An 18,315-nucleotide genomic window follows, 5' to 3' on the forward strand; every position below is an offset into this window, starting at 1 on the left:
TAAAATTGCCAGTGATGTTAATAAGTCCTGCGATGCGGCCGGCGTTACCCGGTCGCCTGGCGGTACGCGCGGCGGTCGAGGAGCGTTCCATCGATGGTGTCAGCGTCGGCGTCGCTTGCCGCCCAGCGAAACTGGAGTGCCACGTCGGCGGTGTCCCGGCCCTGCCCGCCGGTGAGGTCGGTCGCGACCTGGCCCGGGTCGACGACACAGACGGCCTGTTGGATGTCGTCGGCAAAGTGCATCGCGACGGATTCGGCAGCGGCTTTCGAGACGGCATACGAGCCAAAGCCAGCGCGGGTGTCGCGGGCGACGACGCCGGACGAGACCAGGACACGGGCGTCGGGAGCGAGATGGGGCAGCGCCTCGCGGATGGTCGCGAAGACGCCGCGGGCGTTCGTCCGGAGGTGGTCGTCGAACGCCGAGTACGACTCGCGGGTGAGTGGCGTCTCTCGGGGAGTGCCGTGATAGACGCCGGCGTTGGCGACGACGATATCTATCCCGCCGCCCTCGCGTGCGGCCTGTTCCATCAACCGCTCGACGTCGAACTCGTCGCGGACATCTGCCCGAATCCCCGTGGCCGAGCCACCTTCCTCGCGGATTTCCTCGGCGACTGTCGAAACGGCGTCCCCGTCGCGTGCACAGACGACGACGTGTGCGCCAGCGTCCGCGAAGGCGTGTGCCACTGCCGCACCGATACCACGACTCCCGCCCGTGACCACCGCTGTCTGCCCGTCCATACCCTATCGTGAGAGTCCATCACAAAGTATCCTTCCGCGAGTCGGCCCAAACCGACGGACGTGACCGACTCACACGGACCCCACAGGTTTGGAGGACAGTTTATCATGGCTGGAGGTGAACATGAAAACAATGACACGGCTTGCAGGGTCTGACGTGGTTGTCGTCGGGGCGGGAATCGGCGGCCTCTCGGCGGCCTGCTTTCTGGCGGATGCAGGTGCCGACGTGCGTCTCCTCGAGAAAAACGACCAGCTCGGCGGACGGGCGAGTCGCCTCGAAACGGAGGGCTTTCGCTTCGATATGGGACCGTCGTGGTACATGATGCCCGACGTCTTCGAGCGGTTCTTCGACCAGTTCGACCGGACGCCCGAGGATTACTACACGCTGAGCCACCTCGACCCCCACTACCGGATGTTCTTCAAGGACGGCGACGAGGTGGACATCCGGCCGGACAACGACTATCTGCACGACCTCTTCGAATCCTACGAAGACGGTGCCGGTGAGGCGTTCGACGAGTATCTGGAGACCAGCCAGCACCACTACGAGACGGCGATGGACAAGTTCGTCTACGAGGACCGCTCGCGCCTGCGCGACTGGATAGACCTCGACGTGGTCCGGGCCGCGCCGGTCGGGCTCCAGCTCGTCGGCTCGATGCAGGGCCACGTCGAGAAGTACTTCGACAACCCGAAGCTCCAGCAAATCATGCAGTACACGCTGGTCTTCCTGGGCGGCTCGCCGAAGAACACGCCCGCACTCTACAACATCATGAGCCACGTCGACTTCAACCTCGGCGTCTACTACCCCGACGGCGGGCTGGGTGCCGTCGTCGACGGCATCGCCGAACTCGGCGAGGAACTCGGCGTCACCTACGAGACGGGCGCAGCGGTCACCGAAATCACCCGGCGAAAGGACGGCTTCCTCGTCGAAACCGAAGCCGAGACGTACAACCCCGAGTACGTCGTCAGCAACGCCGACTACCGCCACACCGAACAGGAACTCCTGCCGGAACACGAACGGCAGTACGACGCCGACTACTGGGACAAACGCACCTACGCACCCTCTGCCTATCTCATCTACATGGGCGTCGAGGGCGACGTGGAGCCACTCGCCCACCACACGCTCGTGCTCCCGGAGGACTGGGACCCCCACTTCGAGCAGATCTTCGAGGACCCGTCCTGGCCCGACGAGCCGGCCTACTACATCTGTGCGCCCTCGAAGACCGACGACACCGTCGCACCGGAGGGACACAGCAACCTCTTTGTCCTGGTTCCGATTGCCCCCGGTCTCCACGACGGCGAGCAGGTCCGCGAGGACTACCGCGAGACGATTCTGGCCGACATCGCCGAGCACACCGGCGTGGACCTCCGGGACCGCATCGTCGTCGAAGAGCAGTTCTCGGTGAGCGACTTCGGTGAGCGGTACAACGCCACGGAGGGGACGGCACTGGGACTTGCCCACACACTCCGTCAGACCTCGCTGTTGCGGCCGTCGAACCGCTCGTCGGCCGTCGACGGGCTGTATTTCACCGGCTCGTTTACCACGCCGGGTATCGGCGTCCCGATGTGTCTCATCAGCGGCGAACACGCCGCGAACGCGCTCATCGAAGAGCAGACCTAAGAGTCGAGTCGTCGACAGTCAACTATGAGCGAGGAGACAGAGCGATTGGCGGCGCTTGCCCCCTCCGAGCAGTCGCTCGTGGGCTATCTGTTCTGGCTCTCGCGCCCCCGATTCTGGTTCTATCTGGCCGGCCCCGTCGTCGTCGGCGTCGTCTACGCTGCCGACAGCGTCTCCGAGTTTTTCACGCCGTTGACCGTCGCGCTGTTCGCGTACTTTCTCGTCCCCGCGAACGTCTTCCTGTACGGCGTCAACGACATCTACGACGCCGACGTCGACGAACACAACCCGAAAAAGTCCGAGGAGGGAAAGGAGGTCAAATATCAGGGCGATGCCGTCGTCGTGATGGTCGTCTTCCTGTTGACTGCACTGGGGGCGCTCTTTGTCCCCTTCCTTCCAGTCGAGGGCATCTACGTCCTCGCGCTGTTTTTCGCACTCGGCGCGGAGTACAGCGCACCGCCGCTCCGACTGAAGACCACGCCCTTCCTCGATTCGCTGTCGAACGGGCTGTACATCCTGCCGGGGGTGCTTGCGTATCTCGCTGTCGCACGGACGTTTCCGCCGCTGCTTGCCGTCGCCGGCGGGTGGCTCTGGACGATGGCGATGCACACTTTCTCGGCGGTGCCCGACATCGAACCCGACAGCGCGGCCGGCATCCAGACGACGGCAACGTTCCTTGGCGAGCGGGGCGCACTCGTCTACTGTGGGGTCTGCTGGCTGGCCGGTGCGGCGTTGATGGCACTGGTCCACCCGTTCCTGGGTGGCGTCTTCGCCGTCTATCCACTCTTCGTCCTTGGAATCGTCGCCGCGGACGTCGACATCGACCGTGCGTACTGGTGGTTCCCCGTCCTCAACACGCTCGCGGGGATGGTGCTGACGATGGCCGGTATCTGGGTGATTCTGTATGGCTGAGGCGTTTGCCCGGCCCAGCGACCGACAGGAAATCGAACAGCGACTCGACGCCCTCGTCGAGCGCAACCGGTTTACCATCGCCGTCGTCTTTCCGCTGGTCGGCGCGGTGCTGTTGCTCGCCAGTGCCGAGGGACTTCTGCCCGCGATTCTGGCGTTCAATCCCTACCTCGTCTTGAGCGGCGTCCTCGTGATGCGGTTGCCGCTCGTCGCCGGGTTGCTCCCGCTGGTCGGCAAGCGCGCACTCACTGCACTCTCGGTACTGACGCTGTACTCCTACGCTATCGAGTACGTCGGCGCCACGACAGGGTTCCCGTACGGCGACTTCGTCTACGAGGTTCCGCTGGGACCGATGCTGGCCGACACGATTCCGGTCGGCCTCCCGGTCTTTTTCCTCCCGCTCGTGCTCAACAGCTACCTGCTCTGTCTGCTCTTGCTCGGCGAGCGGGCCAAATCCGCCTTTGTTCGCCTTCCAGCGGTCATCGCCGCCGTTCTCGCCGTTGACATGGTGCTCGACCCCGCGGCCGTGGCGCTCGGGTTCTGGTCGTACGGCGGCGGCGTCTACTACGGCGTGCCCCTGTCGAACTACGCCGGGTGGGTGCTGAGCGCGACAGTCGCGACACTGCTCGTCGACTTTGCCTTCGATAGCACCGACCTCGTCAATCGGGTCCGGTCGTGTCCGTTCATGCTCGACGACCTGGTGAGTTTCGTCTTGCTGTGGGGGGCAGTCAACGCCGTCTACGGTGCGTGGATTCCGGTCGGTGTGGCACTTTTGTTCGGGGTCGGACTCGTCCAGCTCGACCGCTTCGATTTCGCAGTGTGGAACGGGCTCCCTGGCCGGACCCGAAAATAGAGCGGCTTGCCGTCACTCGGCGTGAAAGACACCTGGCGTCTCCTCGACGTCGGGGACGCCAGCGTCGGCTTCCGGAATCGGGCTGACGCGCCGGAACACGGTCACGGGGTCCTCGAAGCGTCGCCAGTTCCACCACGTCTTCGAGACGACCCACAGTTTCCGTGCGGTCGACAGCGACGGCCGCGTCGAGAGCACGTCGAAGTCCTGCTTGCGGATGAGTCGGTGGTGTTCGGCGTACAGTGTCGCCGCCAGCACGACGGCAAACTGGCAGTCCTTCGGCAGGTGTTCGATACCGGCCACGCCCTGACGGTAGAGCTGTTCGGCCCGGCGGACCTCGGCCTGAATCGCCTGACGAAACGCCGGCGTACACTCCTCGTTTCGGAGCTGGTCGACGGTCACGTCGTAGGCATCGAGTGTCTCCATCGGGAGATATACCCGGTCGAGTTCGCGGATGTCCTCGCGGACATCCCGGATGAAGTTCGTCAACTGGAACGCCTCGCCGAGCTTCTCAGCGTGCGGACTCGCAGCCTCGCGGTCGTCGGGCTCCATCAGAGCACACATCATCTGCCCGACGGCGGCCGCCGACCCGCGCATGTACCCTTCCAGGTCCTCGTAGGTCTCGTAGCGCTCGGTGTCGATGTCGGTCATCATCGCGTCGATGAACTCGTCTATGTCCTCGTCGGGGATGTCGTACTCCGCGCGAATCTCGGCGAACGCGTCGACCACGGGGTCTTCGGCGTCGGCGGTACCGAGTGCCGCGTCACGGATGTGTTCGAGCTGGTCTCGCTTTTCGGCCGGTGACAACCCCTGGTTGCCGTCGACGACCTCGTCAGCGATGCGGAAGAAACCGTACAGAACGTACGTCGGCGTCCGGATTCGGGACGGCAGGAGGCGTGTCGCGTAATAGAAGGTCTGGCCAGTCTCCTTGTGGATGGCCTTTCCCCTGTCGAGCTGGGACTCTTTCACAGACGTAGTTTTCTCGCCACGCTTGTGTAAGTTACCTACCTAATGTATTGGGTATGATGCAATCGCACTAACACCAGACGTACCCGAACCACCCTCAAACCACTACAGGGGCAATATATGGAGGTGCATATTTATACCGAGTGGCGGAGTACACGGGTCCATGACACGACTACTCGTTGGAACCGACAGCACAGAGACGAGTGAACAACTCCTGGACTATCTGGAACGCCAAATCGACGAGGGCGACACGGTGTATGTTATTAATTCTCTAGTAGGTGGAGACGAGACTTCGAGCATCGACGTTTCAGATGGAGAAGAAGCAATCGAGACGCTCGAAGAGTCCCTCAGCGGGCACGTGACAGTCGAGAGCCACCAGTACATCCGCGGGAACGCACCCATCGAAGACCTGCTGGAAGCCGCCGAGGAGTTCGACGTCGACGAGCACGTCATCGGCATCCGCAAGCGCTCGCCAGTCGGCAAGATGATGTTCGGGAGTACCGCACAGAACCTCCTCCTCGAGAGCGACATCCCCGTCCGGTGTGTCCCGCTCGTCTCCGAGTAACCGAAACCGTTTTTTGACCGGTCAATCGACTATCGTCTATGACAAGAGAGAACCTCGCAACGGCGAGTGACCTGATCGCGACAGCAGCAGACGGCAGCAACGACGCCTCAGACCGACTCGAATCGCTGGCCGACCAACTTGAGACGCTGGCAGACAGGGACCGCGGCCCCGACCACGGTCGACTCGCACGCATCGAATCCGGCCTCGACGAAATTCAGGCCGACGCCAGCGACGACGTCGCTGCGACCATCGAAGAAGCACTGGACGCCATCCGAGCGTACCGAGAGACCGTCGAGGGCGTCTAGTCCCGCGTTTTATCCGGCGTTCGGTCCGGCCGGAGTGTCACGCCGTGGTCTCACACCGGACGGTCCACTCTACGTCCCAGCCATCCGAGAGTCGGTCAAAAAGCGCCTGTAGCCCCGCCGATTCCGTTTCTGGAAGGACGTGGAACCGTATCTGACCGTCACGGACGGAGACGCGGAACACGTCGCCGGTCTCGTCGTCACGGACCAGATACAGCGGCATCGGCAGGTCGAAGAAATCCGCGTAGCGGTACGGCCCCGCCGCCAGCACGCGTCGAAGGAGCGAATCGAGGCTGTCCTCGCCCTGCGGTGGCCGCGGCTGGAGCAAGAACACCGTTTCACCCTCGTACTCGACGCCGCCCTCGTAGGGGTAGCGCCGCTGTGGGCGGGCCGGTATCGCAAACGCCTCGTCCGATGCCATCTCGCCAACAGGTAGGGCAGTATCGGGTTTAAATCCGCGGGCAGGGTCCTCCGAGTCGGGGGTTTATCGGCGCAGGTCCCCACAGATAGCGTATGTGTGGCCGTTACAGTCTGTTCACACCCCCTGAGGACATCGAAGCGCGCTTTGGCGCCACCTTCACCGAGTCGTTCCAGCCCCGGTACAACGCCGCGCCGAGCCAGTCGCTGCCGGTCATCACGGACGCGAGCCCCGAGCGCATCGACACGAAAGAGTGGGGATTCGTCCCGCCGTGGGCCGATTCACGCAGTGACTTCGGTTTCATCAACGCCCGCGCCGAGACGGTGACAGAGAAGCCCACGTTCCGGGATGCGGTCACACAATCGTCGCGAGACGGCTTCCGGATGGGACGGTGTCTGGTCCCCGCCGACGGGTTCTACGAGTGGGTCGACGACGGAAGCGAGAACCAGCCCTACCGGGTCACGCTGGCCGACGACGAACCGTTCGCGATGGCCGGGCTGTGGGCCGAGTGGCAGCCACCCCAGACACAGACAGGATTAGACGCGTTTAGCGGAGGCGACGGCAGCGACACCAGTCCCGACGTTGTCGAGACGTTCACCATCGTCACGACGGAGCCAAACGAGTTCGTGGCCGACCTCCACCACCGGATGGCGGTGATACTCGACGGCGACGAACGCGACCGGTGGCTGACCGGCGCCGCCGAGGAAGCGACGGCGCTTCTGGACCCGTACGACGGTGAGATGCGGGCGTACCCGGTGTCGACGGCGGTTAACGACCCGTCGAACGACTCGCCGGCGCTGGTCGAGCCGGTCGGAGAGTAAGGTAACGAGGACTTATCGGCCGCGCCGCCGAACGGTCGACAATGACAGCCCAGCAGGCTGTTCTCGGCACAGTGACGCGGCTGGGAGCGCTCGTCGGACTGCTCCAGACGTACGCCGTTCCCGTCCGCTGGAACCAGGGCCCCGAGAGCAGGTGGTGGGAGCCGGTCAGACGGGTCGCCTCCCGACTGCTCGGTGCGGCCCTCGACGAGCGTGCCGGACCACGACCCATCACGGGGGGAGAGTTTGCCGGCACGCTGCACCGGTCCCACGACGAGGCCGAACGGCTCCTGTGGACGTGGGGGTTCGTCCGCAGTCCGTTTGCCCGCCTGAAAACCCGTGACGGCCAGGCAGAACTGGGATCGTGGGTGTACCGCGACTCGCCGCTCGCACGCCGCCAGGTCCACGTCATGCTGTTTCCCGCGCCCTCAGGCGTCGACGTGTACGCACACGAGGAACCATCGAGTGTGCATCCGCTGGTCGGGGCAGAACATTTCGATGGGCAGGAACAGCACATCGCCAAAGGTGTTCGAGTCGTGAGAGAGCGGCTACCACTGGATACGAGTAACGCGCCGGAAGAACCACCAGCGGGGGCGTGGGATAGCCGTCTGCCCGAGTAAACAGCAGGCGAAAACCGAAGTCTGCGACGGATAACAGCCGAGTCAGTAGACGGCGTCTACGATGTCGTCGGCGAGTGTCTCGAACTGAGCGAGGTACTCGCGGCGGTCCTCGCGCATCGCTTCGAGTTCGCTCTCGTAGTCGTCGAACTGGTTGGGCGGGTAGAACTCCTCGACGTCGACACCAGGGACCGACTCGGGCAGTTCCAGGCCGAGTCGCTCGTCGTGGTTCCACTCGATGTCACCACGGGCAGCACCGACGAGGATGTTCACCGAGTCCTCGACGCCGATATCGGCGTCGGGGGAGCCGACGTAGCCAGTGTTGATGACGTACGTCTCGACGTCGTTGTCGTCGATGAGGTCGTAAAAGCGGTTGCCCTCCTCTCCCTCCGGGCCGATGATGAAGGGGTTGGTGCCGACGACGCGGATGGACTCGCCGGCCGCGTCGGGGTCGCCGGCGCTGGTCTGGATGGACTCGCCGAGCATGAACGCGACGGCCGCCTGCTTCGGGGAGAGGCGCGCGATAGCAGGCATCGTCGGATTTCGCGTGATGAAGAATATCTGGTCGACTTCGTCTAAGTCGATGTCCTCGGCGGCGCTGTCGAGACACTCCCGGAGGATGACCGCGCGACCGTTGGTCGTCAGTTCCGTGTCGTCGAAGTCGACAGTCCCGTCCTCGAAGACGCTGACGTTCTCGAAGACGGCCGACTCGTCGGTCGCCGCGTCGTAGAGTGCGGGCTGTTCCTCGCGGTCGAGGCCGTCGGTCTTGATGTAGAGCCCGTTCCCTTCGCTTCCGGTCACCTGCCCGTCCGGCAGGAGGGCGCAGACGTCGTCCTGGAGCATCTCGGCGCCTTCGGGGTCGTCGAGCCAGCAGCCGTGCCCGGTCAGCGTCGACTTGCCAGTCGCGGAGAGGCCGAGGAAGGCCTGTCCGACCTCTTCGATGCCGTCCTCGCCCTCGATTCGGACGCGCTTGCTGCCGGCGTGGATGCCGAGGCCGCCCTGCTGTTTGGCGCGGTACATGTACAGACGGAGGAAGGATTTCTTCGCTTCGCCGGTGTAGTCGCTGCCGAGAACGAAGGTCAGCCCCTCATCTGGCAGGATGCGGATACGGCGACGCTGGCCGTCCTGCGTGTCCCAGTCGGGCAACTGGAGCGTCTGGAAGTCGGGTTCGCCCTGTGCGGGTTCGAGCAGTTTCGCCCACGAGAGGGCGATGCGCGAGAACTCCTTGGGAACGAAGAGGCGACAGACGTAGGACGTCTCCGGGTGGCGACCGACCATCCGGTCGAGACAGACGAACTCGTAGTCTCCGACACCGTCGAGTGCCGATTCGATGCTCGCCCAGTCCTCGTCGGTAAACTCGTCGTCGACGAGGTTTTTCGTCTGGTCGGCGCTCCGAGACTTCTGTTCGCTGATGTAGCTTGGACTGCCGTACTCGGTCGTCGTTTCGTCGTGTTTGGCGAACACTCGGAGTTCGTCGAACGTCGGATTATATACGACGTTATCTGCTGTCTCCGGGTCCGGGAACTCGTCCTGCAGTTGGGACGTCTCCACCCGTTGGCTGGACATATATTGTGTCCGGTGGCTGGCGGGACGCATAAAGCCACGGAAATCAACGTACATCGACTCACTCTCACATATGACAGAATACTAGCAGTGGCTCCGTGCAGATAATCGGCGTGTCCTACGAGATGGTTCGCACAACGGAGAAAAGTCTCTCAGCTCGCATGCTGGCGTTTTAGTGGCTGGTGGCACGCGGTAAAATGGCTGGTAGATAACTGTATTATGTAATCGTTATATACGCTTGACCTAATCATGCGGAATGTATCACGTTATCCCTTTCGCGAACGCGGACATCTGTGTCGAACGACTCAGGAGAGGATACGACTCCAGCGAGAATGGTTCCCACAAAGGAAAGAGTGGTATCTGGGAGGGGCGCCAACAGGGGGTCAGTGCAACCAAATTGGCCGGCTGAGTATCACCCGAAAGCACCGTGCTGCGAGGACTTGTGAGGGGTGACTCGGCGTGACGAGTGGTACCACGACTATAACGTAGTTTATGTGTGTGGAAACCCTCCTTAAAGTATGAGCGAGAATTCAGGCCGCCGGGACCTCCGGATGCCATCCGACGACGAAGTCTTCGCAGTAGTGACAGAACACCTTGGTGGAAACCACGTCCGCCTCCAGTGTGCGGACGGAGAGACCCGAATGGGTCGTATCCCCGGCCGGATGAAGTTCCGGACCTGGATCAACGAGGACGACGTCGTGCTGGCCGAACCGTGGGACTGGCAAGACGAGAAGGCAAACGTCGAATGGCGCTACGACGGGCAGGCCGCAGACCAGCTCCGCCGCGAAGGACACATCGAATAATCGCAGTTTCTGCCGTCTGATTTCAGTCTCCGGGAGCGACAGCGCTCGCGCTACCGATGGTCGACCACAGCGCTGTCGCTCGCGGTATAGCGCTCGAAAGAAGCGTTGTTGTCCGACGGAGCTTACTCGCGAGTGAGGTTCGTCGCGCGCGGGCCCTTCGGTGCCTGTTCGATGTCGAATTCGACGTCAGTTCCTTCTTCGAGGTCCGGACCGCCAACGTCCTCCATGTGGAAGAATACGTCGTCGTCCGCGTCTTCAGTCTCGATGAAACCGTAACCGCCTGTGTCGTTGAAGAAATCAACCGTACCGTTTGCCATTGCGACTGCTCAAAGGCTAAGGGCACAAATAAGGGTTCCGAATGAAACGCTAACACGGCCCATGGAATCCGACCCGCCTCAGGAGAGGTCGAAGTGTTCCGTGGCCTGCTCGATGTCTTTGTCCCCTCGTCCGGAGAGGTTGACGAGGATAGAGTCGTAGTCACCGTCGGCAGCGAGCTCCGTCGCCAGCGCGATGCCGTGGCTCGACTCCAGTGCGGGAATGATACCCTCCGCTTCGCTGAGTTCGCGAAACGCAGCGAGTGCGTCGTCGTCGTGGATACCGTGGTACTCCGCGCGGCCGACCTCGCGGAACATGGCGTGTTCGGGGCCGACACCGGGGTAGTCCAGCCCTGCAGAGACGGAGTGGACGTCGACGTCGTCTTCGATGACACGCGTTTTCATCCCGTGGATGACGTCGTCGTCGCCCGCTGCCAGTGGGGCCGCGTGGCGGTCCGAATCAGACCCCTCACCGCCACCTTCGGCACCGTAGAAGTCCACGTCGTCGTCCCGGAACGCGTGGAACAGGCCCATCGCGTTGGAGCCGCCACCGACACAGGCGACAGCGGCGTCGGGGAGGCCGCCGGTCCGCTCGCGGAACTGTTCGCGAGCCTCGCGCCCGATGACACTCTGGAAGTCCCGGACCATCCGCGGGAAGGGGTCCGGACCGACGACAGACCCGACGAGGTAGTGTGTGTCGTCGATGTTCTTGGCCATGTCTTCGAGCGCGGCGTCGACGGCGTCGGCCAGTCCTTCGCCGCCCCGGCTCACTTCGTTGACCGTCGCGCCCATCAGGCGCATCCGGAAGACGTTCATCTTCTGGCGTTCGATGTCCTTTTTCCCCATGTAAATCTCGGTGTCGAGGTCGAGGAGGGCCCCGGCCATCGCCGTCGCGGTCCCGTGCTGTCCGGCCCCGGTCTCGGCGATGAGGCGGGATTTGCCCGCTTTCTTCGCGAGGAGCGCCTGCCCGAGCGTGTTGTTGATTTTGTGAGCGCCCCCGTGGAGGAGGTCCTCGCGTTTGAGGTAGATGTCGGTCCCGTAGCGTTCGCTCAGCGTCTCCGCGTAGAAAAGCGGCGTCGGCCGGCCGGCGAAATCTTCGAGCAGCGCGTGGAGTTCGGCGTGGAACTCGTCGCTGTCTTTGACGTTGTCGTAGCCGTCGGCGAGCTGTTCGAGCGCGTCTTCCAGGGCTTCGGGGACGTGGCGTCCACCGTATCCCCCGAACGTACCATCGGACATATCTCTACAGATTCTCCCCATTTTGATAAACTGTATTATCCGACTGCGTCGGCACCGACGACCGGCACCATGCGAGTGACAGTGAAGTCACTGACGGCGTAGTTCTTGAAAGAAACAAAGGTCCGAAAGTCGCTGGAAAGCGACGGTGTGAACCTGTTTAGCTGCGAACGACGTTAGTCGCGCGCGGGCCCTTTGGGGCTTGTTCGATGTCGAATTCGATCTCGGTCCCTTCGGTCAGATCCTCACCGCCAACGTCCTCCATGTGGAAGAAAACGTCGTCGTCAGCATCCTCAGTCTCGATGAAACCGTAACCGCCTGTGTCGTTGAAGAAATCAACCTTACCGTTTGCCATTGCAATTATATGAATGACGGGTACACTGATAAGTATTGCGACTTTGTATTTTCATTTCGGATTTTGCAAAACAATTGCACTACGAAAAACCTCTTTTGTAGATATTCATACACAGTGTGTCGGTTCTCGGGGAGTGTTGTGCCCAATCGGTCACGGCCCGAACAGTATAGGATGGGATTCGGCACTCTCGGTGTGCATCCGGCCGGCGTCTGTGGGTTCCAGTCACACGATTCTGTCAAAATCGGCCCGGACGGCGTTCAGTCCGCCGTCGAGTCGCCATCCGTCTCGTGGACCTGAACCGTCGAAATCCGGGTCCCCTCGACGCTGGTCACCTCGATGGCGTAGCCACCGACCTCGATGCTGTCGCCGGCTTCGGGGGCGCGGTCGAGTTCACCGAGGACCAGTCCGCCGATCGTTTCGACGGCTTCGCTCTCGAAGTCGGCCCCGAGTGCGTCGTTGACTGCCGACAGCGTGACACTCCCGTCGATATCGTACGTGCCGTCCTCGCGCTCGCGTACCGAGTGTTCGCGCTCGTCGACGTCGAACCCGTCGCGGAGGTCACCGACAACGGCCTCGACGACGTCCTCGATAGTCGCAATTCCCTCGAAAGCTCCCCACTCGTCGATAACCGCAGCCATCTGCTGGTGTTCGGACCGGAACTGCACCAGCAGGTCGTTGATAGTCGTCGTCTCCGGGACGACGAGTATCTCCCGCGCTAGCTCGCCGGCAGTGATACGCTCTGAGTCGGGCTCCTCGCTCGCACGCAGGACGTCTTTGACGTCGACGAAGCCGACCACTTGCTCGCTGTCGCCGGCTTCCAGAACCGGATAGCGCGTCCGCCCGGATTCGAGGACGACCGCACGGAGTTCGGAGAGCGTCGCATCTTCCGGAACGCTCACCACGTCCGGTCGTGGCACCATGACCTCCCGCACGGCGGTGTCGTCGAGGTCGAACACGCGCTCTATCATCGCCACCTCCGAGACGTCGATATCACCTTCCTCCCCGGAGCGGACCAGCACCCGTCGAATCTCCCGCTCGCCGAGCGTCTCGTCGGTCTCCGACGCTGGCGGGACGCCGAGCATCCGCGTGAATGCGTTTGCCGCCCCGTTGAACACGACCAGCCCCGGATAGAAGATGATGTAGAAGAACTTCATCGGCGGGGCGAGAAACAGGGAGAGTCGTTCGGTCTGTGAGATTGCAATCGTCTTCGGGGCGAGTTCGCCAAAGACGACGTGGAGGAACGTGATGACGCTGAAGCCGACGGCGAAAGCGACTAAGTGGACGACATTCGTTGGCAAAACCGGCCCCAGGACGGGTTCGAGCAGCGACGCGACGGCGGGTTCGCCGACCCACCCGAGGCCAAGCGAGGCGATTGTGATACCGAGTTGGGTCACCGCCAGGTAGTCGTCGAGGCCGTCCATCACACCCTGGAGCGCCCGCGAGCCGGTGCGGCCCTCTTCGACGAGCTGTTCGACGGCCGTGCCACGGACGCGCACGAATGCAAACTCCGCGGCGACGAAAAAGCCGTTCAGTACCACGAGAAACAGCGCGACGAAGAGTTGTGCCACCGAGAGCGCGATGTTTACCATCGGTCCTCCGAAGGCGTATCGGCAGTCGGTCGTGACGAGTCCATACCAGTACGTCGCGGTCAACTCATTAAAATGGTCGAATCTGTGTCCGTCTCTATAGGTCCGACTGAGTTGTGGCGTGGGAACACAGATTTGTCCCAGAACAATGCAACTCCAAAGTAATAATAACTTAGTAGACAATAAAGGAATTCAATGACGGAGCTGTACGAGTCAGTCGTCGAAGAGAGCAACGACGGGATATTCGTTGCTCGAGACGGCGAAATTATCTACGCGAATCCGAAATTACAGCGGCTGACGGGCTATTCTCGTGCAGAACTCGTCGGGGAGTCCAAGACGAAACTCGTCGCGCCGGACGACAAGCAACAGGTCGAGGCCTACCACCGGGCACGGATGAGTGACGGCTCCGCACCGGACAAATACGAAGTCGAATTCGAAACCCAGAGCGGAGACCGGATTCCTGTCGAACTTTCCGTCAGCCGAATCGACCACGAGGGCTCTGCCGCGGCCGTGACGTTCTGTCGTGACATCGGCGAACGCTCCAAACGCGAGCGGGAACTCGAGCGCACGCAACAGCGATTCAAAGCACTCTTCGAGAAAGCGCCCGACGCGATAGCCATCCACGACGCCGAGGGGGAGATTGTGGATGCCAACGAGCAACTCTCCGATACGCTCGGGTACACGCACGAGGAACTGCTGTCGATGAACGTCACCGACTTCGAAGTCGCGGTCGACGCGACAGCAATCCGCGAGCAGTGGGCGACGATGGACATCGGGGAAACGCTCAAAATCGAAGGGGAACACGAACGCAAAGACGGGTCAACGTTTCCGGTAGAGGTCTGGGTGTCGAAAATCGAATTCGACGACGAGCCACACTTTCTCGGCCTCACTCGAGATATCACCGAACGCAGAGAGCGACAAAACGAACTCAAGGACCTCAAAGAGCGCCTCGAACTCGCAATCGAGGGCGCCCAGTTAGGAGTCTGGGACTGGGATATGACGACCGATGCGGTGGATTTCAACGAGCAGTGGGCCCAGATGCTCGGGTACTCACTCGACGAAATCGACCCCCACGTCGAGGAGTGGGAAAAGCGGGTCCATCCCGACGACCTCGAAGCGGTCGAGGACGCGCTGGACGACCACATCGCGGGCGAGACCGAATACTACGATACGGAACACCGGATGCGGACCGCCGACGGCGACTGGAAGTGGATTCGCGACATCGGGAAAGTCGTCGAGCGCGGCGCGGACGGTGCGCCAGTTCGGGCCGTCGGCATCCATCTCGACATCGACGAGCGCAAGACCTACCAGCGACAGTTAGAAGAAGAGCGGGACATGTTCACACAGGGGCCGGCAGTGGTCTTCAAGTGGCGGGAAGCGAGCGGGTGGCCGGTCGAACACGTCTCGGAGAACGTCAAAGACGTGCTGGGCTATGATGCCGAAGAACTCACGTCCGGGGCAGTGTCCTTTTCCGAGATTATCCACGAGGCGGACCGCGAGCGGGTGACCCAGACGGTAATGGAACACAGCGAGGAAGGTGTCGAGCAGTTCAGTCACCAGCCCTATCGGGTCGTCACTGCCGACGGTGCCGTGCGGTGGGTTCTCGATTTCACCAGAAACGTCTGGGAAGACGGGGAGATTGTCCATCGGCTGGGTTATCTCGTCGACATTACGGAGCGACGCCAAAACGAGCGGTACCTCCAGACCGCACAGGAAGTCGCCGACATCGGCTGGTGGCGAAAAGAGATTCCCTCGGACCGCATTTACTGGTCTGACCGCGTCTACGACATGTGGGGCGCAGACGGCGAACGCGGGTATCTCGACCACGAGCAGTTCCTCGAGTTCATCCATCCCGAGGATACAGACCGGGTCGACCAGGCGTGGCAGGCCGCCCTCGACGGGGAGCCCTACGACATCGAACACCGGATTATCACCGGCGACGGCGACGTGCGGTGGATGCGTGAGGTCGCCGAATTCAGCTACGATACGGACGACAATCCGACCGGGGCCATCGGGATCGTCCAGGACATCACCGAGCGAAAAGAGTACGAGGAAGCCCTCGAAGCGGCCCGCGAAGAGCTCCGCCAGATTATCGACCTCGTGCCGGACCTGGTCTTCGTGAAAAATCGCGAGGGCGAGTACCTGCTGGCCAACGAGGCGACAGCCGAGGCCTACGGCCTGACACCCGAAGAAGTCGAGGGAAAGCGTGAGGCAGAAATCATCCCGACGGTCGAAGATTCCGAGGAGTTTCGCAAGGACGACCTGGACGTAATCGAGTCGGGCGAGCCAAAGAAAATCCCGGAGGAAGAACTGACGACCGCCGATGGCGAGACGCGCATTCTCGAGACGACGAAAATACCGTACGAGACCTCGGCGGGCGGCGAAACCGCGGTGCTGGGCTACGCCCGCGACGTGACCGAACTCAAAGAATACGAACAGCGACTCGAAACCCAGCGGGACAACCTCGATATACTCAATCAGGTCGTCCGCCACGACATCCGCAACGACCTCCAGCTCGTGTTGACCTACGGGGAGACACTGGAGGCGTACGTCGAAGAAGACGGTCAGGAGTACGTCCAGCGAGTTCTAGAGGCGGCTCACAACGCAGTCGAGATAACGACGACTGCGCGGGACGTGACCGAAGTGATGCTCCAGTCCGACGTCGACCGGCAGCCCGTCCAGTTGCGGGCCGCGCTCGAACGAGAGGTAACGAGCGTCCAGTCGAGTCAGGAACGCGCGCTGGTCAAAGTAGACGGGTCGATTCCAGCCGTCGAGGTGTACGCTGACGACATGCTGGAGTCTGTGTTCCGGAATCTACTCAGCAACGCGGTCCAGCACAACGACAAGGAAGTACCGGAGGTGACCGTCTCGGCGACGGTCGCGGACGGGGAGGTTGTCGTTCGCGTCGCCGACAACGGCCCTGGCATCCCCGACGAGCGCAAGGCAGATATTTTCGAGCAGGGCGAGATGGGCCTCGACAGCGAGGGAACCGGTCTCGGGCTGTATCTCGTCGACACGCTCGTCGGGCGCTACGGCGGCGAGATTCACGTCGAAGACAACGAGCCCGACGGCTCCGTGTTCGTCGTGAGACTCCCGGTTGTCTCGGAGTGACCGAGAACCAAACTCGAATGTGCACGGAAAGCCGGTTCAACCCTAAGTGACGTTTGGTAACATTGTTCAAATGTCAATAGTATATCGTTAAAGAGCTCTTAGGGTATTTTCAGTCTCAGAAAAGCCAGGAATGCGTTTCGACAATACTGGCTGGCTCGGGCTGGGCGGTAATGATAACCCAGTTGTGTAAACTGGGGTGAACGATATGGACTGTATATTTCGCATGCGCAAAAATTTGGTTTTCGGGGAGAGAAGTTCAGATGACCGACGAAACCGACAACATTGATTGGGGAATCGACAGGCGAACCATACTGAAGGGCGCAGCAGTGGGGGCTGGAATCACCGGAATGCCGGGACTGGCTACCGCAAAACCTGGCGGTGGCGGCCCGTGCTTCAAAGACTTCGAATGCGAGGACGGTACTTCCGTCAAAATCGAGTTTGTCATCGAAGAGGATGACGAGGGAAACATCGCCGACTGCTACTTCGAGGAGGAGACCGACACCGACCTGGTGACGGTTGATGACTGGGAGAGCAAGGACGGCGAGGAGTGCGACCCCACCTCAGTTACGCTATCTTACGCCGACGGCTTCACCGCATCGAAGCTGATGGCGTATGGTGGCAGGGACTGCGATACCGAGACGGTCGATGTCACGGAGGAAGAGTTGGACGCCTACGAGTCGGGGCTGGAGACGAAAAGCGGCAACCGGGCCGCTATCAGCAACCTTCAGTTTTGCATCGTAGAAGACCAGATTTTCGGGAGCGGCGAGGTCGCATTCGGTTATGAAGACCTTCCCAAGACCGGTTCGGACTGGGACGTGAACGACCTCGTGGTCGACATGAACGCCTCGTTCGAGGCGTCGGGACGGACCGACGGGAACCCAAACGTCACCCAGCTCACGTTCGATATCATCCCGCAGGCTCTCGGTGCCGGGGACGACCACGAGTGGAGGCTGGACTTCTCGGATTCGGAAATCTGCTCCGGGTCGTACACGCTGACCACCTATGACACCGTCGGCAATCAGGTGAGTGAAGAGACTGGCACTGTCCCTGATGAGATTACCGTGTTCGAATCGACCCAGGCACTGTTTGACGAGTCCCTGTCGAACGCGGAGAGGCCGGGAGAGGTCGACGGGTGCGAGAAACCGAACAAGTGGGCGAGGCTCACTATCACCTTCGACAGTGGGTGCCCGCTTGACATCCCAGAGACGCCTGACGCTCTCAATGTCAACGCCTCAGGCCTGTTCTTCGGCCCCGTGCTATACAACAAGAACAAGGAACTGTTCGTCCGGAGAGACGACGAGCGTCTGGTGGCCGTGCCGGAGACTTGGGCGTGGCCGCTCGGTGCGGTCCAAATTTGGGATGCCTATGACAACGTTAGTGCGGAGAATGGCATGCCGTCCTACGACTCGAGCACATGGTACAGCGATGGACTCGAAGACGGTGCAGAGGACTTGGTGACCAACTGCAACTTCGAACCAGCAGACGACAAAAGCATAGAGAGCGTCTAAACGGAACTGCCCGACAACCGCTAGGTTTGGCCTGGTGCAGTGGGGTGG

At 61.8% G+C, this 18,315-nt stretch carries 18 protein-coding genes; 10 read left to right on the top strand and 8 right to left on the bottom strand.

The genetic code is table 11. From position 1 onward, the window contains the following. Positions 1–44 precede the first annotated feature (44 nt). On the bottom strand, positions 45–737 hold the full coding sequence (locus tag QYL91_RS00365) for an SDR family NAD(P)-dependent oxidoreductase (protein ID WP_302081403.1): 693 nt from the start codon (positions 735–737) through the stop codon (positions 45–47). A 121-nt stretch (positions 738–858) separates the two neighbouring features. Here QYL91_RS00365 and QYL91_RS00370 point away from each other — a divergent pair, with 121 nt between their 5' ends. From QYL91_RS00370 to cruF, 3 genes are read left to right on the top strand one after another with little or no spacing between them, the layout of a single operon-like run. After that, a complete protein-coding gene (locus QYL91_RS00370) occupies positions 859–2,352 on the top strand; it encodes a phytoene desaturase family protein (protein WP_302081404.1) in 1,494 nt (497 codons plus the stop codon). Positions 2,353–2,376: 24 nt separating this feature from the next. Then, positions 2,377–3,261 carry a prenyltransferase gene (locus tag QYL91_RS00375; protein ID WP_302081405.1) on the top strand — a complete coding sequence of 295 codons (885 nt, stop codon included), beginning with the start codon at positions 2,377–2,379 and terminating at the stop codon, positions 3,259–3,261. Further along, positions 3,254–4,111, top strand: coding sequence for a bisanhydrobacterioruberin hydratase (cruF, locus tag QYL91_RS00380; RefSeq protein ID WP_302081406.1), 858 nt, complete (start codon positions 3,254–3,256; stop codon positions 4,109–4,111). The genes QYL91_RS00375 and cruF overlap by 8 nt, the downstream gene beginning before the upstream one ends. 12 nt (positions 4,112–4,123) lie before the next feature. Here cruF and QYL91_RS00385 read toward each other — a convergent pair whose 3' ends face one another. Then, the gene (locus tag QYL91_RS00385) at positions 4,124–5,077 is read right to left on the bottom strand and encodes a phytoene/squalene synthase family protein (protein ID WP_302081407.1); all 954 of its coding nucleotides are present in this window, start codon (positions 5,075–5,077) and stop codon (positions 4,124–4,126) included. 160 nt (positions 5,078–5,237) lie between these two features. Here QYL91_RS00385 and QYL91_RS00390 point away from each other — a divergent pair, with 160 nt between their 5' ends. Together QYL91_RS00390 and QYL91_RS00395 are read left to right on the top strand one after the other, a co-directional pair. Then, positions 5,238–5,639, top strand: a complete 402-nt coding sequence (locus tag QYL91_RS00390) for a universal stress protein (protein ID WP_302081408.1) — start codon at positions 5,238–5,240, stop codon at positions 5,637–5,639. Positions 5,640–5,677: 38 nt separating this feature from the next. Then, positions 5,678–5,944: a DUF7553 family protein gene (locus QYL91_RS00395; protein WP_302081409.1), complete on the top strand. Its 267-nt coding sequence runs from the start codon at positions 5,678–5,680 to the stop codon at positions 5,942–5,944. Between the two features lie 37 nt (positions 5,945–5,981). Here the strand turns inward: QYL91_RS00395 and QYL91_RS00400 are convergent, their stop codons facing one another. After that, a complete protein-coding gene (locus QYL91_RS00400; RefSeq protein WP_302081410.1) occupies positions 5,982–6,362 on the bottom strand; it encodes a hypothetical protein in 381 nt (126 codons plus the stop codon). Between the two features lie 92 nt (positions 6,363–6,454). Here QYL91_RS00400 and QYL91_RS00405 point away from each other — a divergent pair, with 92 nt between their 5' ends. Together QYL91_RS00405 and QYL91_RS00410 are read left to right on the top strand one after the other, a co-directional pair. Further along, complete coding sequence (locus QYL91_RS00405) at positions 6,455–7,180, top strand: SOS response-associated peptidase (RefSeq protein ID WP_302081411.1); 726 nt, start codon at positions 6,455–6,457, stop codon at positions 7,178–7,180. Positions 7,181–7,221: 41 nt separating this feature from the next. Continuing rightward, the gene (locus QYL91_RS00410; RefSeq protein WP_302081412.1) at positions 7,222–7,797 is read left to right on the top strand and encodes a hypothetical protein; all 576 of its coding nucleotides are present in this window, start codon (positions 7,222–7,224) and stop codon (positions 7,795–7,797) included. A gap of 42 nt (positions 7,798–7,839) precedes the next feature. Here the strand turns inward: QYL91_RS00410 and QYL91_RS00415 are convergent, their stop codons facing one another. Continuing rightward, a complete protein-coding gene (locus tag QYL91_RS00415) occupies positions 7,840–9,360 on the bottom strand; it encodes a phosphoenolpyruvate carboxykinase (ATP) (protein ID WP_302081413.1) in 1,521 nt (506 codons plus the stop codon). 515 nt (positions 9,361–9,875) lie between these two features. Between QYL91_RS00415 and QYL91_RS00420 the strand changes: the two genes are divergently transcribed. Further along, positions 9,876–10,160 carry a translation initiation factor eIF-1A gene (locus QYL91_RS00420; protein WP_302081414.1) on the top strand — a complete coding sequence of 95 codons (285 nt, stop codon included), beginning with the start codon at positions 9,876–9,878 and terminating at the stop codon, positions 10,158–10,160. Between the two features lie 122 nt (positions 10,161–10,282). On the opposite strand, the gene QYL91_RS00425 is transcribed toward QYL91_RS00420, so the two are convergent. The 4 genes from QYL91_RS00425 to QYL91_RS00440 all read right to left on the bottom strand — a co-directional run bounded on the left by QYL91_RS00425 (position 10,283) and on the right by QYL91_RS00440 (position 13,651). Beyond that, positions 10,283–10,477, bottom strand: a complete 195-nt coding sequence (locus QYL91_RS00425; protein WP_302081415.1) for a cold-shock protein — start codon at positions 10,475–10,477, stop codon at positions 10,283–10,285. A 78-nt stretch (positions 10,478–10,555) separates the two neighbouring features. Beyond that, the gene (gene trpB, locus QYL91_RS00430; protein ID WP_302081416.1) at positions 10,556–11,710 is read right to left on the bottom strand and encodes a tryptophan synthase subunit beta; all 1,155 of its coding nucleotides are present in this window, start codon (positions 11,708–11,710) and stop codon (positions 10,556–10,558) included. Positions 11,711–11,867: 157 nt separating this feature from the next. Then, the gene (locus QYL91_RS00435; RefSeq protein ID WP_302081417.1) at positions 11,868–12,062 is read right to left on the bottom strand and encodes a cold-shock protein; all 195 of its coding nucleotides are present in this window, start codon (positions 12,060–12,062) and stop codon (positions 11,868–11,870) included. A 257-nt stretch (positions 12,063–12,319) separates the two neighbouring features. Beyond that, on the bottom strand, positions 12,320–13,651 hold the full coding sequence (locus QYL91_RS00440) for a hemolysin family protein (RefSeq protein ID WP_302081418.1): 1,332 nt from the start codon (positions 13,649–13,651) through the stop codon (positions 12,320–12,322). Between the two features lie 192 nt (positions 13,652–13,843). Here QYL91_RS00440 and QYL91_RS00445 point away from each other — a divergent pair, with 192 nt between their 5' ends. Further along, positions 13,844–16,759, top strand: a complete 2,916-nt coding sequence (locus QYL91_RS00445; RefSeq protein ID WP_302081419.1) for a PAS domain S-box protein — start codon at positions 13,844–13,846, stop codon at positions 16,757–16,759. A gap of 260 nt (positions 16,760–17,019) precedes the next feature. After that, positions 17,020–18,267 (top strand): hypothetical protein, encoded by a 1,248-nt coding sequence (locus QYL91_RS00450; protein ID WP_302081420.1) that lies wholly within the window; start codon positions 17,020–17,022, stop codon positions 18,265–18,267. The last annotated feature ends 48 nt before the right edge of the window (positions 18,268–18,315 follow it).

The sequence above is a fragment of the Salinibaculum rarum genome (genome assembly GCF_030505615.1).
GTDB lineage: Archaea > Halobacteriota > Halobacteria > Halobacteriales > Haloarculaceae > Salinibaculum > Salinibaculum rarum.

Excerpts from the sequence above, each read along its gene's own strand:
- QYL91_RS00410 (WP_302081412.1), top strand. The coding sequence starts at position 7,222 with ATGACAGCCCAGCAGGCTGTTCTCGGCACAGTGACGCGGCTGGGAGCG.
- QYL91_RS00390 (WP_302081408.1), top strand. The coding sequence starts at position 5,238 with ATGACACGACTACTCGTTGGAACCGACAGCACAGAGACGAGTGAACAA.
- QYL91_RS00400 (WP_302081410.1), bottom strand. The coding sequence starts at position 6,362 with ATGGCATCGGACGAGGCGTTTGCGATACCGGCCCGCCCACAGCGGCGC.
- QYL91_RS00440 (WP_302081418.1), bottom strand. The coding sequence starts at position 13,651 with ATGGTAAACATCGCGCTCTCGGTGGCACAACTCTTCGTCGCGCTGTTT.
- QYL91_RS00375 (WP_302081405.1), top strand. The coding sequence starts at position 2,377 with ATGAGCGAGGAGACAGAGCGATTGGCGGCGCTTGCCCCCTCCGAGCAG.
- QYL91_RS00395 (WP_302081409.1), top strand. The coding sequence starts at position 5,678 with ATGACAAGAGAGAACCTCGCAACGGCGAGTGACCTGATCGCGACAGCA.
- QYL91_RS00420 (WP_302081414.1), top strand. The coding sequence starts at position 9,876 with ATGAGCGAGAATTCAGGCCGCCGGGACCTCCGGATGCCATCCGACGAC.
- cruF (WP_302081406.1), top strand. The coding sequence starts at position 3,254 with ATGGCTGAGGCGTTTGCCCGGCCCAGCGACCGACAGGAAATCGAACAG.
- QYL91_RS00450 (WP_302081420.1), top strand. The coding sequence starts at position 17,020 with ATGACCGACGAAACCGACAACATTGATTGGGGAATCGACAGGCGAACC.
- trpB (WP_302081416.1), bottom strand. The coding sequence starts at position 11,710 with ATGTCCGATGGTACGTTCGGGGGATACGGTGGACGCCACGTCCCCGAA.
- QYL91_RS00405 (WP_302081411.1), top strand. The coding sequence starts at position 6,455 with ATGTGTGGCCGTTACAGTCTGTTCACACCCCCTGAGGACATCGAAGCG.
- QYL91_RS00370 (WP_302081404.1), top strand. The coding sequence starts at position 859 with ATGAAAACAATGACACGGCTTGCAGGGTCTGACGTGGTTGTCGTCGGG.
- QYL91_RS00415 (WP_302081413.1), bottom strand. The coding sequence starts at position 9,360 with ATGTCCAGCCAACGGGTGGAGACGTCCCAACTGCAGGACGAGTTCCCG.
- QYL91_RS00425 (WP_302081415.1), bottom strand. The coding sequence starts at position 10,477 with ATGGCAAACGGTACGGTTGATTTCTTCAACGACACAGGCGGTTACGGT.
- QYL91_RS00365 (WP_302081403.1), bottom strand. The coding sequence starts at position 737 with ATGGACGGGCAGACAGCGGTGGTCACGGGCGGGAGTCGTGGTATCGGT.
- QYL91_RS00445 (WP_302081419.1), top strand. The coding sequence starts at position 13,844 with ATGACGGAGCTGTACGAGTCAGTCGTCGAAGAGAGCAACGACGGGATA.
- QYL91_RS00435 (WP_302081417.1), bottom strand. The coding sequence starts at position 12,062 with ATGGCAAACGGTAAGGTTGATTTCTTCAACGACACAGGCGGTTACGGT.